At 61.5% G+C, this 15,945-nt stretch carries 13 protein-coding genes and 1 riboswitch; of the genes, 12 read left to right on the top strand and 1 reads right to left on the bottom strand.

Annotation, left to right across the window (positions count from 1 at the left end; genetic code table 11):
* Nucleotides 1–63: 63 nt before the first annotated feature.
* On the bottom strand, nucleotides 64–1,527 hold the full coding sequence (locus AAAX72_RS02145; protein ID WP_349128826.1) for a M20 family metallopeptidase: 1,464 nt from the start codon (nucleotides 1,525–1,527) through the stop codon (nucleotides 64–66).
* A gap of 161 nt (nucleotides 1,528–1,688) precedes the next feature.
* Between AAAX72_RS02145 and AAAX72_RS02140 the strand changes: the two genes are divergently transcribed.
* The 12 genes from AAAX72_RS02140 (at nucleotide 1,689) to AAAX72_RS02085 (ending at nucleotide 15,685) form a co-directional block, all read left to right on the top strand.
* Nucleotides 1,689–3,332 carry an amidohydrolase gene (locus AAAX72_RS02140; RefSeq protein ID WP_349128824.1) on the top strand — a complete coding sequence of 548 codons (1,644 nt, stop codon included), beginning with the start codon at nucleotides 1,689–1,691 and terminating at the stop codon, nucleotides 3,330–3,332.
* A gap of 380 nt (nucleotides 3,333–3,712) precedes the next feature.
* Nucleotides 3,713–4,006 carry a co-chaperone GroES gene (gene groES, locus AAAX72_RS02135; RefSeq protein WP_022094351.1) on the top strand — a complete coding sequence of 98 codons (294 nt, stop codon included), beginning with the start codon at nucleotides 3,713–3,715 and terminating at the stop codon, nucleotides 4,004–4,006.
* A 96-nt stretch (nucleotides 4,007–4,102) separates the two neighbouring features.
* The gene (groL, locus tag AAAX72_RS02130; RefSeq protein ID WP_006234938.1) at nucleotides 4,103–5,740 is read left to right on the top strand and encodes a chaperonin GroEL; all 1,638 of its coding nucleotides are present in this window, start codon (nucleotides 4,103–4,105) and stop codon (nucleotides 5,738–5,740) included.
* A 370-nt stretch (nucleotides 5,741–6,110) separates the two neighbouring features.
* Nucleotides 6,111–6,303: riboswitch (FMN riboswitch) on the top strand.
* Nucleotides 6,304–6,308: 5 nt separating this feature from the next.
* Nucleotides 6,309–6,899 carry an ECF transporter S component gene (locus AAAX72_RS02125; RefSeq protein WP_349128822.1) on the top strand — a complete coding sequence of 197 codons (591 nt, stop codon included), beginning with the start codon at nucleotides 6,309–6,311 and terminating at the stop codon, nucleotides 6,897–6,899.
* Nucleotides 6,896–8,800, top strand: coding sequence for an energy-coupling factor transporter ATPase (locus AAAX72_RS02120; protein WP_349128820.1), 1,905 nt, complete (start codon nucleotides 6,896–6,898; stop codon nucleotides 8,798–8,800). The genes AAAX72_RS02125 and AAAX72_RS02120 overlap by 4 nt, the downstream gene beginning before the upstream one ends.
* Nucleotides 8,800–9,600: an energy-coupling factor transporter transmembrane component T gene (locus AAAX72_RS02115; RefSeq protein ID WP_349117446.1), complete on the top strand. Its 801-nt coding sequence runs from the start codon at nucleotides 8,800–8,802 to the stop codon at nucleotides 9,598–9,600. Before AAAX72_RS02120 ends, AAAX72_RS02115 begins: the two co-directional genes overlap by 1 nt.
* A 30-nt stretch (nucleotides 9,601–9,630) precedes the next feature.
* Nucleotides 9,631–10,077, top strand: coding sequence for a pyridoxamine 5'-phosphate oxidase family protein (locus tag AAAX72_RS02110; protein ID WP_117648255.1), 447 nt, complete (start codon nucleotides 9,631–9,633; stop codon nucleotides 10,075–10,077).
* Nucleotides 10,078–10,128: 51 nt separating this feature from the next.
* Entirely contained in the window at nucleotides 10,129–10,539 is a 411-nt protein-coding gene (locus AAAX72_RS02105; protein WP_349117445.1) for a pyridoxamine 5'-phosphate oxidase family protein, read from the top strand.
* A 257-nt stretch (nucleotides 10,540–10,796) separates the two neighbouring features.
* Nucleotides 10,797–11,867, top strand: a complete 1,071-nt coding sequence (gene argC, locus AAAX72_RS02100) for an N-acetyl-gamma-glutamyl-phosphate reductase (RefSeq protein WP_349128818.1) — start codon at nucleotides 10,797–10,799, stop codon at nucleotides 11,865–11,867.
* 134 nt (nucleotides 11,868–12,001) lie between these two features.
* Nucleotides 12,002–13,270: a bifunctional glutamate N-acetyltransferase/amino-acid acetyltransferase ArgJ gene (gene argJ / locus AAAX72_RS02095; protein ID WP_349128817.1), complete on the top strand. Its 1,269-nt coding sequence runs from the start codon at nucleotides 12,002–12,004 to the stop codon at nucleotides 13,268–13,270.
* 81 nt (nucleotides 13,271–13,351) lie between these two features.
* Nucleotides 13,352–14,332 carry an acetylglutamate kinase gene (gene argB / locus AAAX72_RS02090; protein ID WP_055252306.1) on the top strand — a complete coding sequence of 327 codons (981 nt, stop codon included), beginning with the start codon at nucleotides 13,352–13,354 and terminating at the stop codon, nucleotides 14,330–14,332.
* A 69-nt stretch (nucleotides 14,333–14,401) separates the two neighbouring features.
* Nucleotides 14,402–15,685, top strand: a complete 1,284-nt coding sequence (locus AAAX72_RS02085) for an aminotransferase class III-fold pyridoxal phosphate-dependent enzyme (RefSeq protein WP_349128815.1) — start codon at nucleotides 14,402–14,404, stop codon at nucleotides 15,683–15,685.
* Nucleotides 15,686–15,945: the final 260 nt, after the last annotated feature.

Here is a 15,945-nt window from a genome sequence, read left to right as displayed (position 1 = left end):
GGACGTTTCGACGCGTCCGCCCCCGCTTTGCTTTAGCCAGGCTGTTATGGATGGGTGTGACGACTACTCGTCGTGTTTCTCCTCGCGGCGAGCGGCGGCGCGGGCTTCGTGGATGCCCTTGATTGCGGCATGGCGAGCCGTGCGGGCATCATGGATGGCGTCACGAGCCTCGGCGGTCGTCGCCTTGGCAGAGCGCAGCTTGGCGGCCAAGTCGGGATTGGTTTCGGCGACCGCGGTAATCGCGGGGCCGTCGAGCTCCTCTTGCGTGGGCTCGGCCAAAAAGTCGATGGCATACTGGGCTGCAACCATGGAGCCCTTGGCCAGCACGCTCTCGTCAATCTTGTAAAAGCAGGAATGTTGGGCGTACGTGGCGCCAATCTTGGGGTTGCGCGTACCTACAAAGGCGAGCACGCCCGGTACGCGGCGCAGGTACTCCGAAAAATCCTCGCCCGAGAGCGTGCCGCGATAATGGCCTTGGCCGGCGGGGCCCAGACACTTAATTACGGCCTGACGGCAGCGCTCGCTCGAGGCCGCGTCGTTTTCGACCTTGTAGTTGGCGATGGTGTAGTCGGTGAGCTCTGCCTCGGCGCCCAAGGCGGCCGCGGTATGCTCCACGATGCGGCGCATAAGCTCCGGCATTTCCTCGTGGGTCGAATCGCCGTAGGTACGCACCGTGCCGGCGAGGTAGGCCGTGCCGGCGATAACGTTGCGTGCGGTGCCGCCGTGCAGCTCGCCGACGGTGATGACGGCCGGCTCGTAGGGGCTGATCTCGCGCGAGACGATGGTCTGCAGGGCGTTGACGATCTCGGCGGCCACCATAACGGCGTCGTGACCGCGCTGGGGCATGGCGCCGTGGCACGAGGTGCCGCGGACATCGATGCGGAACCAGTCGGTATTGGCCATGCGCGGGCCGGGCTCGCAGCTTACGGTGCCGGCGTCGACCTCGCTCCAGATGTGCGCGGCGTAGGCGCCGTCGACGCCGTCGAGCACACCCGTGCCGATCATGAGTTTGGCGCCCTGGCCGTTTTCCTCACTGGGCTGGAAGACGATGCGGACTTCGCCGTGGATGTCGTCGGTCATATGGCGCAGGATTTGCAGCGTTCCGAGCATCATGGCGATGTGGCAGTCGTGGCCGCAGGCGTGCATGCAGCCCTCGTTGACGCTGGCGAAATCCTCGCCGGTCTGCTCGGTGACGGGCAGGGCGTCGATATCCGCACGCAGCAGGATGCGGCGGCGCGGCGTGCCGTCCTCGCGATAGGCGTCGGGCGCGGTGCCGCGAAGGGTCGCCACCAGACCCGTCTTAAGGGGGCGCTCGTAGGGGATATTCATGGCGTCGAGCTGGTTGGCGATGTCAGAAGTCGTGCGCTCCTCGGCAAGGCTCAGCTCCGGGTGCTTATGGAAGTGCCGGCGCTGCTTGATGATGTAGGGCTCAAACTCGGCGGCGATATCTCGGATGGCTGCGGTGACGTCGTCAGCCGCGCGAACCTCGGTTGCCGCCATAATCTGCTGTGCCTTGGTTTTCGTCATGGTCGATTTGCTCCTTACTGGTTTATCGCAAAATCGTACAAGCTCTTTCCAGTATGCCACCTGCCACTTGGCCTGGCAAAGCTGCCGTTTGCCGCTTGCGGTTTTGTTGCAAGGGCGGGGGAGTACACTCGGGGGTGTTGAATTTCTTGCCAGAAATGGGGATGCCCATGCAACATATCGATCGGATTATCCGCTCCAAGAACGTCTTTACCGCGCAAGACGGCATCGAGTCCGCCCGCGAGCTGGCGATTGCCATCGCAGGCGACCGTATCGTCGCAGTCGGTGCGCCCGATGACGTGATTGCCGCCGCTCCCGCCGCCACGCCGGTTCTCGACTACGGCGAGCAGTTTGTCTGCCCCGGTTTCCATGACGCTCATCTGCACTTCTTCCATACCTCGGTTGGCTCCTCGCCGTACATGCTCATGGATATGGGCACGTCCGAGGCGGCGCTGGTGCAACACGCGCTCGAGTTTTCCCAGGACCTGCCCGACGACGCTTGGGTTGTGACGCAGGGCTGGCGCGACTACCGTTGGGACCCGCCCGAGCATCCTACCAAGGCGTCGCTCGATGCGGCATTCCCCGATCGTCCCTGCGTTATGTATTCGGGCGATGGGCACACGCTTTGGCTCAACAGCCGTGCACTCGAGGCGCTCGGCGTCACGCGCGACAGCGAGCCGCCAGCGGGCGGTAGCTACGACAAAGACGCAAACGGCGAGCTCACGGGCATTGCTCACGAGGCGGCTGCCATGCAGCTGTTGCCGCGCTGCCTTGAGTGGCTGGGCGAAGATCGCATCGCAAGCGCCTACGCCGATCAAATGAGGCGCATGGCCGAGCAGGGTATTACCTCGATCTGCGATATGTCGCTCATGCCCATGCCGGGCTGCGATTTTATCCGCGACGATGTCTACGACAAACTGCAGACGACCGGCAAGCTGGGCATTCGTGCCCATCTGTTCCCCACGCTGCTGGATGACCAGTCGCGTCTAGAAGAGCTCCAGGTACGTTACGCGAACAACGCGCTGCTTTCGGCGCCAGGTTTTAAGCAGTTCTTCGATGGCGTGTCGAGTGAACACACGGCATATCTCACCGAGCCCTATACCAACCCGCGCTTCCCGGGCGACCAGGGTCGCCTGACGGTTCCTGTCGAGCGCATGCGCAAGTTGGCTCTGGCGGCAGCCGAGCGTGGCCACACCGTGCGCATCCACGTTATCGGCGACGGTGCCATCCATGCTGCGCTCGATATCTTTGAGGAGGCGGCAGAGCTCTACGGTCTGCCCCCGCACGGTCATAACACGCTCGAGCATCTGGAGAATTTGCTGCCTCAGGACATCGATCGTCTGCGCAAGCTCAACGTGGTTGCTTCGAGCCAGCCTTGCCACATCACGCTCGACCCGGGTGGCCCGGAGCGCGACCTGGGCTTGGAGCGCAGCCGCATCATGTGGCCGTTTGCAACCTATAAGCAGCGCGGCATTCGCCAAGCCTTCGGTACCGACAGCCCTATCACGCCCGTTACCAGCATGGACGTGCTCTACACGGCTATCACGCGCCAGGACCCCAAAAGCCACTGGCCCGAGGGCGGCTGGTTGCCGAGCGAGCGCATCGATGCGGCAACAGCCCTGCGCAACTACACCCTGGGCAGCGCCTATGCAGCGGGCGACGAGCAAAACCTCGGCAGCTTGGAGCCCGGCAAGTATGCCGACCTGGTAGTCCTGGACCAAAACCCGCTCACCGTTGACCCCCAAGAGCTCCAAGCCACCAAGGTTCAGGCCACCTACCTGGCAGGCAACTTGATTTACGAGCGCTAACCCCATCCGCATCGCCATTTTGCTGCACTGACTTTTCTGAATGCCGGGACCGAATTAGTTAACCTGGCTCCCGTGTGGCTCCGGAGGGGCGGGGCATAAGGTTTATCGCGAGTTCCGCACGAGCCGAAGGCCACTTAATGTGGCCTTCGTGCGAGCAGGACTGCCCGAGCAGGAAACCTTATGCCCCGCCCCTCCGGCGCCACACGGGAGCCATCGCTAAGTTATCCCCCGGCATTCAGAAAATCTAAGTGCCAAAAAATAAGATTTTTTGACTCCGTGTTGTATAACCCGCCATTCGTGGGTACCATTCAACGCGTACGCAAACAAAAAGGGTTAATTCGCGTGGCATAACCACGCGGCCCAAAAAGGAGGAGACAAGCATGTCGTCTTTGAAGCCGCTTGCAGATCGTGTTCTGGTCAAGCCCGACGAGGCCGAGCAGAAGACCGCTTCTGGTCTGTACATCGCCAGCAACGCTCAGGAGAAGCCGCAGCGCGGCACCATCGTTGCCGTGGGCGCCGGCAAGGTCAACGACAAGGGTGAGCGCATCCCCATGGACGTCAAGGTCGGTGACGTTGTCATCTACGGTAAGTTCGGTGGCAACGAGGTCAAGGTCGACGGCGAGAAGTATCTGCTGATGCGCGCCGACGACATCTACGCTGTCGTCGAGGCCTAGTCTCGTCAGAATCTCTGATTCGTCTTTGAACGCGTCCGCCGCATAGGACTCGGAAGCGGCGACGCGAGTCACATTTCTTTTGGAGGATTACCTACCATGGCAAAGAACATTACGTTCAACACCGATGCCCGCGCTAAGCTCGCCAAGGGCGTCAACACTCTGGCCGACGCCGTTACCGTCACCATGGGCCCCAAGGGTCGCTACGTTGCGCTGCAGCGCACGTTCGGTGCCCCGACCATCACCAACGACGGCGTTTCCGTCGCCAAGGAGATCGAGCTCGAGGACAACATCGAGAACATGGGCGCTCAGCTGGTGAAGGAGGTTGCCACCAAGACCAACGACACCGTGGGTGACGGCACCACCACCGCAACTCTGCTCGCTCAGGCCATCGTCAACGACGGTCTGCGCAACGTCGCCGCTGGCGCCAACCCGCTGGCCATCCGTCGCGGCATCGACAAGGCCGTCAACGCCGCCGTCGCCGAGATGAAGAAGCAGGCTAAGCCGGTCGAGACCAAGGAGCAGATTGCTTCCGTCGGCACCATCTCTGCCGGTGACCCCGAGGTCGGCGAGAAGATCGCCGAGGCCATGGAGGTCGTGGGCAAGGACGGCGTCATCACCGTCGAGGATTCCCAGACGTTCGACATCACCATCGACACCGTCGAGGGCATGCAGTTCGACAAGGGCTATGTCTCCGCTTACTTCGTCACGGATAACGACCGCATGGAGGCCGTGATGAAGGATCCGTACATCCTCATCACCGACCAGAAGATCTCCAGCGTTCAGGACATCATGCCCGTTCTCGAGGCTGTCCAGCGCGCTGGCCGTGGCCTGCTCATCATCGCTGAGGACATCGACGGCGAAGCTCTGCCTACCCTGGTCCTCAACAAGATCCGTGGCGCCCTCAACGTCTGCGCCGTCAAGGCCCCGGGCTACGGCGATCGCCGCAAGCGCATTCTCGAGGACATCGCCGTCCTCACCGGTGGCCAGGCTGCCCTGGACGAGTTGGGCGTGAAGGTCGCTGACATCACCGCCGATATGCTCGGTACCGCTAAGTCCGTCACCATCTCTAAGGACAACACCGTCGTCGTCGGCGGCGCTGGCTCCAAGGAGGCCATCGACGCCCGTATCGCTCAGATTAAGGGCGAGATGGAGAACACCACCTCTGACTTCGACCGTGAGAAGCTCCAGGAGCGCCTGGCCAAGCTCTCCGGTGGCGTTGCCGTCATCAAGGTCGGCGCTGCTACCGAGTCCGAGCTCAAGGAGATCAAGCATCGCGTCGAGGACGCCCTGCAGGCCACCCGCGCTGCTGTCGAGGAGGGCATTGTCGCTGGCGGCGGCGTCGCCTTCATGGACGCTGCTCCTGCGCTCGATGCCGTCGAGATCGATGACCCCGAGGAGAAGATCGGCGTCGACATCGTCAAGAAGGCTCTGACCGCTCCGGTCGCCACCATCGCCAAGAACGCTGGCTTTGAGGGCGCTGTCGTGGTCGACAAGGTCGCCGAGCTGCCCGCCGGCCAGGGTCTCAACTCTGCCAACGGCGAGTGGGGCGACATGATCGAGATGGGCGTCCTCGACCCCGTCAAGGTCAGCCGCGTCACCCTGCAGAACGCTGCTTCTGTCGCCAGCCTGATCCTCATCACCGAGGCCACCGTCTCCGATGTGCCCAAGAACACTCAGCTTGAGGACGCAATCGCTGCTGCTACCGCTGGTCAGCAGGGCGGCGGTATGTACTAAGGCCGACAAGGTCTAGAACTCCCACCGGGAATCCGGGGGCGGGACGGGGACTTCTCTCCGGAACGTACTCGGACATGCAAAGAGGCTCCGCATCGCGCTTCGCACTGCGGAGCCTCTTTGCGTCCTGCGGAGTATTCCGGAGAGAAGTCCCCGTCCCGCCCCCGGATTCCCTGCGTTTACGGCCTTGAGGCCGGCGGGCGGAGAAGGATGTGGTCGATAGGGATACGTGTCCCCTTCGCTGTTTCGCGCTTTGCGCGAAAGGCGCGTTGCTTTGGGATGGGTGGGGAACGTGGTTGCTTTGGCAACTGATCTCCGCCACAAATTACCCTTGGCATACTTGCGCGAACGATTGCTCGTGCTACACTTGCAATTGCTGTTTCAGGGCGGGGTGGAATTCCCCACTGGCGGTAAATCGGGCGGTGTCAAAGGGGCACCGTGGCGCAGGCGAGGTGTCTGCGACCGAGCCGATGAGTCCGCGACCCGTGCGTGTGTTGGTTCGCATGTCGGCTGAACTGGTGAGATCCCAGTACCAACGGTTAGAGTCCGGATGAAAGAGGCAGGTGATCTTATGTCTGAACAGTCGCAGCATATCCATTTTGAGAACACGAATAGGTGGAGCACCAAACAGCTCGTTACCATGGCGCTGATGTGTGCCTTGGGCGCCCTGTTTATGTACGTGCAGCTGCCTATCCTTCCTTCGGCGCCGTTTTTGACGTATGACCCGTCGCTGGTGCCGGCGATGGTGTGCGGGTTTGCGTATGGTCCTGGCGCCGGCACTGCTGTTGCCGCTATGGCAATCGTTATCCATGCGCTCACCACGGGTGACTGGGTCGGCGCGCTTATGAACCTGGTTGCCACGCTGGGCTACATTCTGCCCGCGGCTATCGTCTACCAGAAGATGCATACCTATAAGGGTGCCGTGATTGGCCTGGCGCTCGGCGTCATTGCCGCTACGGCGTTGTCTATGGTCGCGAATCTGACCATCGGCGTTTGGTTCTGGTATGGCTCGGCCGATGCGATTCTTCCGCTCATGCTTCCCGCTGTTTTGCCGTTTAACCTCATCAAGACCGTGCTTAACTCGGTGTTGACGCTGGTGGTGTATAAAGCAGTCTCCAACCTCATCACGCCTAAAAAGGACCAGGTCAAAGGCCGCGCATGATTGAGTGTCGGGGCGTTTCCTTTAGCTATGACGGTGCCGTGTCGGCACTCGACGGCGTCGATCTGAACATCGAGGACGGGGAGTTTTTCTGCATCCTCGGTGGCAATGGGTCGGGCAAGTCGACGTTTGCCAAGCATCTGAATGCGCTGCTACAACCCGATGCCGGCACGGTGCGCATCGATGGCATGGATGCGTCCGACCCCGAGCTGGTCTACGACATTCGTTCGACCGCGGGCATGGTATTCCAGAACCCGGATGATCAGCTGGTGGCGACGCTTGTCGAGGACGATGTTGCCTTTGGTCCCGAAAACTTGGGCGTTCCATCGGCGCAAATTGCGCAGCGCGTACGCGAGGCGCTGAAGGGCGTGGGCCTGGTGGGCTTTGAGCGCCACGAGACCCACGCGCTCTCGGGTGGCCAAAAGCAACGCGTGGCGCTTGCTGGCGTGCTTGCCATGGAACCGCGCGTGCTCATCTTGGATGAGGCTTCCTCGATGCTCGATCCACGTGGACGCAAGGGCCTCATGAAGGCTTGCCGCGCGTTGCACGATCGCGGTATGACCATCGTGATGATTACGCACTTTATGGAAGAAGCCGCCGAGGCCGATCGTGTCGCGGTGTTTCGGGCGGGGCACGTTGCCATGCTCGGTACGCCCGAGGAAATTTTGACGCGGGCGGATGAGCTTGCGCAGCTCAACCTGGATATGCCGGAGTCGTGTCGTCTGGGCATGGCGCTTCGTACGAAGGGCGTGCCCGTTTGCGCGCAGGTGCGTGAGGCGGATATGGTCGCCGAGATTGCGCAGGCTTATGCCGAGCGAAGTGGGGCAGGCATCGCGGGGCAGTCTTCCGCATCCCAGTTGGAAATCGCTGACGGCACTGTTCCGGTAGACAACGAGGGCAACGCGTCGGAGCCCGTCATAGAGCTATCCCATGTTTCGTACAGTTATTCGCTCAGTCCGCGCGAGCGCCGCCGCTGGCATAAGCGCTCGGCCACTGCGGGCAAATCGAGCAAACAGGCTCTCTGGGGAAACGACCCCAGCAGCCCGTGGGCGCTGCGCGATGTGTCGCTGACGGTGCGTCGCGGCGAGTTCCTGGGGCTAGCAGGCCATACCGGCTCGGGTAAATCGACGCTGGTCCAACATCTCAACGGTTTGATTCGCCCCCAGGAGGGATCCGTTCGCGCGCTGGGGCTCGATCTGTCAAACAAAAAAGACGCCGCTGCGGTTAAGGCCAAGGTCGGCGTGGTGTTTCAGTATCCTGAGCGTCAGCTGTTTGCCGAAACCGTGGCGCAGGACGTGGCGTTTGGTCCGCACAACCTTGGCTTGCCGCAAGATGAAGTCGACCGTCGTGTCGAGTCATCGCTCTCACGCGTGGGCCTCGACCTTTCCACGGTCGGCGACAAGAGTCCCTTTGAGCTTTCGGGCGGTCAGCAACGGCGCGTGGCATTCGCCGGCGTGCTCGCCATGGAGCCCGAAGTCCTGGTGCTCGATGAACCCATGGCGGGGCTCGATCCGGCTGCGCGCAGGGATTTCCTAGGGCTCATCGATCGACTTCACCGCGATGGCCTGACCGTTGTCATGGTTTCGCACAGCATGGATGACCTGGCCAATTGCTGCGACCGTATCGTCGTAATGAACGAAGGTGCGGTATTTGCCGAGGGAACCCCCGTGCAGGTGTTTGCGCATGCCGATGAGCTCAAGTCGATCGGCTTGGGCGTACCTGCTGCTCAGCGCATGGCGTTGGCGCTCGCGGAAGCGGGCGTGCCGCTGCGTCGCGGCGGGCTCTATACGGTTGAGTCGTTGGCCGACGAGTTGGTAGATTTGCTGATCGGTCGCTCGGACGGTCCTTCTAACGTCGCGGACATTGCTAAATCCAAGACGGTCGCGCGAGAGGAGGGCTGCTGATGGAGGCGTTTTCGTTTGGCAGTTACTATCCCGGCGATAGTGCAATCCACCGCCTGGACCCGCGAACCAAGTTGCTCTTGGGCTTTGTGTTTCTGATCACGACGCTCACGGTCAGCAGCTTCCGCGGACTGGCCTCGGTCGCAATTTTCGTTGTCCTGCTCTATACCGTGTCCCGGGTGCCGTTGTGCCGGGTCCTATCATCGATGGCGCCGCTGCTGGCAATCGTCGTCGTGGTCGCGGTGCTCAACTTGTTTACCGATCAGAGTGGGCGCATCCTGTGGCAGCTCGGCTTTCTGCAGATAAGCGAGGGCTCACTGCGTTCTGCCGCCTTTATGGCGTGCCGCCTGACGTTGATGATGGCCGGCATGAGCGCCATTACACTCACCACGCCGACGCTCGACCTCACCGCGGGCTTTGAGCGCCTGCTCGCGCCGTTTGCGCGTGTGGGACTTCCTGCGCACGAGCTCGGCATGATCATGGGTATCGCGCTGCGCTTTATGCCGCAGTTTGCCACCGAGATGAAGCAGACGGCCGATGCGCAGGCGAGCCGCGGTGCGCGCATGACGGGCGGTCCGCTCGGCGGCGTGCGTATGCTCGGCAGTGTGGCGATTCCGCTGTTCACGGGCGTGTTCCGCCATGCCGAGACGCTGTCTGCCGCCATGGATGCACGCTGCTATCACGGCGAGCAGGGCCGCACGCGCCTGCATGCGCTTGCATTTGGCCGCGGCGATGCGTTGGCGGCGGTGGTGACGGCGTTGCTGCTCATCTGCGTCATCGTCATCAACCTTCAACTTGTTTAGGCGCGATTCGAGCGCAAGAAAGGGGTCCCTATGACCGACAACGACCGCACGGCTCAGCTTGAGCGCGCCTGTTCGTATCTCAGGCGCATTCCGGCGTGGTATCTGGCCACGACCGATGTAGCCGACGGGCATCAGCCTCGCGTGAGGCCGTTTTCGTTTGCCATGGTCGATGACGGTAAACTGTGGTTTTGTACGTCGCGCGACAAAGATGTGTGGGCGGAGCTGAGCGCGAATCCCAAGTTTGAGCTCTCGGGCTGGAAGCCGGGGGAATGTTGGATCGTATTGACCGGCGAAGCCGCACTTGAGGACGACGCAGTTGCGAGCGACAAGGTGCGTCAAGCGGGTTTTAAGCACATGGTGGGCATTGGCGAGGAACACGAGAGTGCCAACGACGGCCGTCTTGCTTTCTTTTCGGTCCGCAACATTGCCGCGCGCTTCTGTGATATCGACGGCAGCGAGGAGCGCCTGGAGCTCTAGCGCGTCTCAAATTAACTACCCGTTCTGAATTAGCTAATGCCAGGAGGACACATGGACGGATTGAATACGGTGTTGGAGTATCTGACGTCAGTGCCGGCATGGTATTTGGCGACGAGCGTTGACGGACAGCCGCATGTGCGTCCGTTTTCGTTTGCGCAGATCCAGGACGGCAAGCTGTGGTTTGTAACGGCGCGCACCAAAGATGTGTGGCAGGAGCTGCTGCAAAATCAGCGCTTTGAGGCCACGAGTTGGTGGCCGGGCCATGGCTGGCTCATCTTGCGCGGGCGTGCCGGCTTGGATGACCGGGCTTTAGACAAAATGCGCGAAGCCGGGTGGAAGCATCTAGAGCGCCTGGGCGAGCACTATGAGGGGCCTAACGACCCCACGCTCGTCTTCTTTAGCGTCGAGGATCCCGAGGCTTTTATCTGCAATCACGACGAATGGGTGCCGGTCGAGCTCTAGCCAGCTGGCTCATCCTAACAACTTGGTTTTCGCATGGGCGGGCCCCGTATTGCCCGACGCCGTTAGGAGCGCCGGTCAATACGGGGCCCGCTCCATTTGTCAATTCCTTCAAGCGAATGTGTCGGGAATGTTTCAATGCATGAATATGCAAGCCATTTACGTGTTCATGCATCTTTTGGTGCTAAAGTTTCAACCCACTTCATAACGACCGCTGCGAAATGCGCATCGGTGCATAAATCGCAGACAAGGAGTCTGATATGTCTTTAAAGGTTGGAATCGTCGGCGCGGCTGGATATGCCGGAGCCGAGCTCATTCGCCTCGTGCTCGGCCATCCCGAGTTTGAACTTGTCGCCATTACGTCCAACGCCGATGCCGGCCAGCCGCTGTCTGCGGTGTATCCGAGCTTTGCCGGCGTGAGCGATCTGGTTTTCACCACGCATGACGCCCCCGAGCTCAAGAGCTGCGATGCGGTTTTTCTTGCCGTGCCGCACACGGCTGCCATGGCACAGGTGCCCGCGCTGCTTGCATCGGGCGTCTCCTGCTTTGATCTTTCGGCCGACTACCGCCTGAACGACGCGTCCGTCTTTGAGACGTGGTATGCCGCCGAGCATACGAGCCCCGAGCTGCTCAAGACCCGTGCCTTTGGCCTGCCCGAGCTATTCTGCCGGGACTTGGAGACCGCCGCATCCGACCATGCCGACGGCAAACCCGTGCTGGTCGCCTGCGCCGGTTGCTATCCCACCGCAACGAGCCTTGCCGCCGCGCCCGCCGTGCGCGCTGGCTGGGTTGCCCAGAGCGGCCCCGTGATCGTTGATGCCATCAGCGGTGTGACGGGTGCCGGCAAGTCCTGCAACGCTCGTACGCATTTTTGCAGCGCCGACGAGAACCTGGAAGCCTATGGCGTGGGCAAGCATCGCCACACGCCCGAGATTGAGCAAATCCTTGGCCTGACCGATCGCGTCGTCTTCACCCCGCATCTGGCACCGCTCAAGCGCGGCCTGCTCTCCACGGTGACGCTGCCGCTCACGCCGCAGACCATCGACTCCCTGGCTCTTGAGGATGTCGTCGACTATTACAAGCAGTTCTACGCTGGACGCACCTTTGCGCGCGTGCTCGATGCCGGCCAGCAGCCCAAGACGGCTTCGGTCGTCGGCACCAACGCCGCCCAGATTGGCCTCGCGCTCAACAAGCGCGCGGGCGTGCTGGTGGCGACGGGCGCCATCGACAATCTGTGCAAGGGCGCTGCGGGCCAAGCGGTCCAGTGCGCCAACATCGTCTTTGGCTTTGACGAGCGACGAGGCTTGCCCACAGTGGCGTGCCCGGTGTAGCACATTCGATTGTTAACGATTTGGTAGTCGGGCATCGAGTGGGGCGCCACTCTTAAGCTGGTCTCATGATCACGACTGGCATGGCGCACCAACCGATGTCCGTTTTTTGTTTGACATAAGGAGTCATAAAGACGATGAATACCGAGCTGTTTGATATCAAGATTCGCGCCGTCGAGGGTGGCGTTACGGCTGCGGCTGGTTTTAAGGCTGCAGGCATCCACGCTGGGTTCCGCAAGAACCCCGAGCGTCTGGATTACGCGCTCGTCGCGCCCGATAAACCCTGTCCCGGTGCCGGCGTGTTTACGACTAACCGCTTTTGTGCGGCGCCCGTGCAGGTGAGCCGTGCCAACCTGGGCGGTGCCGACAAGGGCTATGGCGTCATCGCCGGCGTTTCGGTCAACTCTGGCAATGCCAACGCCGCCACGGGTGAGACCGGCCTTGCATGCGCGCGCGAGACGTGCAGCATCGCATCGCAGGTCATCGGCTGCGAACCCCAGCAGATTCTGGTTGCCTCCACGGGTGTGATTGGCCAGATTCTGCCGATCGACACGGTTGAGACCGCCATTCCTGCTGCCTACGAGGCGCTCTCCGCCCACGGTGGCGCCGATGCCGCTCGCGCCATCATGACGACCGACACGCACTCCAAGGAGTACGCCGTGTCCTATGTCAGCGAGGCTGCGGGTCATGCGGGCAATGTCTATACGGTAGGCGGAATGTGCAAGGGCTCGGGCATGATCATGCCCAACATGGCCACCATGATCGCAGTTATCACCACCGATGCCCCCGTCGAGCCTGCGGCACTTCATGCCCTGCTGCTCTCGACCGCCAAGCAGACTTTTAACAAGGTAACGGTCGATTCCGACACCTCGACCAACGACACCTGCATCATGCTTGCCTCCGGCGCCGCTGCCGCAGATGCCGAGGCCATCGTCGAGGGCACTGATGCCTTCGACGAGTTGGCATTTGCCGTGCACGAGGTGTGCGAGAGCCTGGCGCGCAACATCGCCGCCGACGGCGAGGGCGCATCCAAGCTTGTTACGGTCAACGTTACCGGCGCCGTGAACGACGAGGAGGCCGATATCGCCGCCCGCGCCGTTGCCAACTCGCCGCTCGTTAAGACCTGCATCGCCGGCCACGACTGCAACTGGGGCCGCGTTGCTATGGCGCTTGGCAAGTGCGGCGTGAAGTTTAATCAGGAAGACGTTTCCATCGACATGATGGGCATGCCCGTCTGTCGCGACGGTCTGACTGTTCCCTTTGATGAGGACGAGGCTCTACGACGTTTCGAGGCGCCCGAGATCGTGATCTCGGCCGACCTGGGCGCAGGCGACGCGGCAACGACCGTGTGGACCTGCGACCTCACGCATGAGTACATCTCCATCAACGGCGACTACCGTTCCTAGATTCCGGGCACGCTGCGCATCTTGCCGCGATTGCGGACAGCGGAGCACGGCGCGATAACGATACGAAAGACGAGGCAGATTATGAAATTCGCACGCGATTGTCGTTCGAGCGAATCCAACGAAGCAACCGCGCAGCTGCTGTTCGAGGCGCTGCCGTGGATTAAGAACCTGACCGGCAAGACGGTTGTTATCAAATATGGCGGAGCCGCCATGGTTGATGAGCAGCTGCGCCGCGACGTGATGAGCGACATCGTTTTGCTCAAGATCATCGGTATGCGCCCCGTCATCGTGCACGGCGGCGGCAAGGCTATCAACGAGGCGCTGAGCCATTACGATATTCCCGTCGAGTTTAAGAACGGCCAGCGCGTGACCACGCCGGCGACTATGGATATCGTGCGCGAGGTGCTGGGCGGCAAGGTTAACCAGGAGCTGGTTGCTGCCATCAACCACCACGGCAACCTGGCCGTGGGCGTGTCGGGCAGCGATGCCGGCACGCTCATCGCCGAGCCGCTCGACCCCGAGCTCGGTCGCGTGGGCAAAGTGACGCACGTCAACACCGACTATATCGAGCGCTTACTCGATAGCGAGTACATCCCCGTCATCGCTACCGTCGCGGCGGGGGAGGACGGCGGTTTCTTCAACATCAACGCCGACACCGCCGCCGGTGCCGTTGCCGCGGCGCTCCACGCGCATAAGGCGATCTTTTTGACCGATGTCGATGGCCTGTACAAGGACTTTAGCGACAAGGACTCGCTTATCTCCAACCTAACGCTCGACGAGGTCAACGAAATGCTCTACGGCGGCGAGGTCGATAAGGGCATGATTCCCAAGCTGCGTGCGGCCGTCGATGCGCTTACCGGCGGCGTATTTCGTGCCCACATCATTAACGGTACCACGCCGCATTCGCTGCTCCTGGAGCTGCTGACCGATGCCGGCGTCGGCACCGTGATCCATTCCACCGAGACGGCTTACGAGTTCGATACGCATCCGCATCCGCTTTCGACGTTTGCTGCGCGTCTGACCGAGAACCTTGACGAGGTCGAGAAGCTTCAGACGGTCTAGCTGACCCGCAGCCGCCCCATTCCTGCACCCATAGCCCCGCGCCGTCTGGCGCCCAACGAAAGGCATCCCATGTCACTTGCAGCTCAGCAATCGCTTGAATCCCATTACGTTATGCATACCTTTGGCCGCTCTCCGGTCGAGTTTGTCGAGGGTCACGGCATGAAGCTCACCGGCGACGATGGCCGTGAGTACCTCGACTTTCTTGCCGGCATCGGCGTGTGCAGCCTAGGTCATGGCGACCCGGCTGTGCTCTCGGCGCTCGAGGCACAGACCAAAAAGCTCATGCATGTCTCCAATTACTTCTACATTGAGCAGCGCGGGCAGGTCGCGGCGCTGCTGTCCAAGCTTGCTAACGACGACGTAGATGGTGCGCGCGTGCTTGCCGATGCCATTGTCGCCGGCGATGAGACCACGGCAGCTGCTCTTGGTGCCCCGGCTGCGGATGAGCAGGTTTGGGAGACCTTCTTTGCCAACTCTGGCGCCGAGGCCAACGAGGGCTCGATGAAGCTCGCGCGCCTGTACGCCAAGCGTGCCGGTAATGGCGGCAACACCATCGTGTGCATGCGCGGCGGCTTCCACGGCCGTACGCTCGAGACCATTGCCGCCACCATGCAGGATTGGCTGCAGGACAGCTTCCGCCCGCTGCCGGGTGGCTTTGTGGCCTGCACGCCCAACGATGTGGATGAGCTGCGTGCGATCTTTAAGCAGCTGGGGAGCGAAATTTGTGCCGTGATGCTCGAGCCGATCCAGGGTGAGAGCGGTGTGCATCCCATGACCGAGGAGTTTATGGCTACGACGTGCGACTTGGCGCACGAGGTGGGTGCCGTGCTTATCGCCGACGAGGTCCAGTGCGGCATCTTCCGCTCTGGCAAGCCATTTGCATTCCAAACCTATGGCGTGGAGCCCGACATCATGAGCCTTGCCAAGGGCATTGCCGACGGCGTGCCCATGGGTGCCGTCGTGGCAAAGAAAGAGATTGCCGACGTCTTTAAGCCCGGCGATCATGGTTCGACCTTTGGCGGTAGCTGCTTGGCCATCGCGGCGTGTGCCGCGACGCTCTCCGCGCTTGTGCGCGGCGACTACGCTGAGCATGCCGCCAAGGTGGGCGCCTATATGGAGCAGGCGCTGGCTAAGCTTCCGCATGTGGTAGAGGTGCGTGGCCGTGGCCTGATGCTCGGCTGCGATTTGGATGATGCCGCGGGCGACGCGCATGATATTGTTGCCCGCGCGCTGGCTGCCGGTGCCGTGATTAACGCTACGGGTGCCCATACGCTACGTTTCTTGCCGCCGCTCGTCTGCGAGGAAGCCGACGTGGACAGTCTGATCGAGATACTGTCGGGTGTTTTGGGCTAACGCGGCGCAATAACTCAATTTGGACCGGGTTCCGGACTGCGGACGTGCCCTATGCGGCATGATTCAGCGGTCTGGAACCCGTTTTGCCTTAGATTTGCTAAGGCAGGGAGACCTGCTGGCCAAAAAACATCAAATTTGAGTACTGTTACCGATTTGGTAGCAGCAATTTTGGACTAATAAGGCCAGATGGCAAGTCGAAATGGCGATGAATGCACGATTTTGATCCGACTATTAGTCCTTATAATGGACATATGTTGTGT

Origin of the sequence: Collinsella sp. CLA-ER-H8 (assembly GCF_040092335.1) — a bacterium.
In the GTDB taxonomy this organism is placed as follows: domain Bacteria; phylum Actinomycetota; class Coriobacteriia; order Coriobacteriales; family Coriobacteriaceae; genus Collinsella.
Note: the sequence above shows the minus strand (reverse complement) of the source record. Positions and strands in the feature narration are given on the sequence as shown.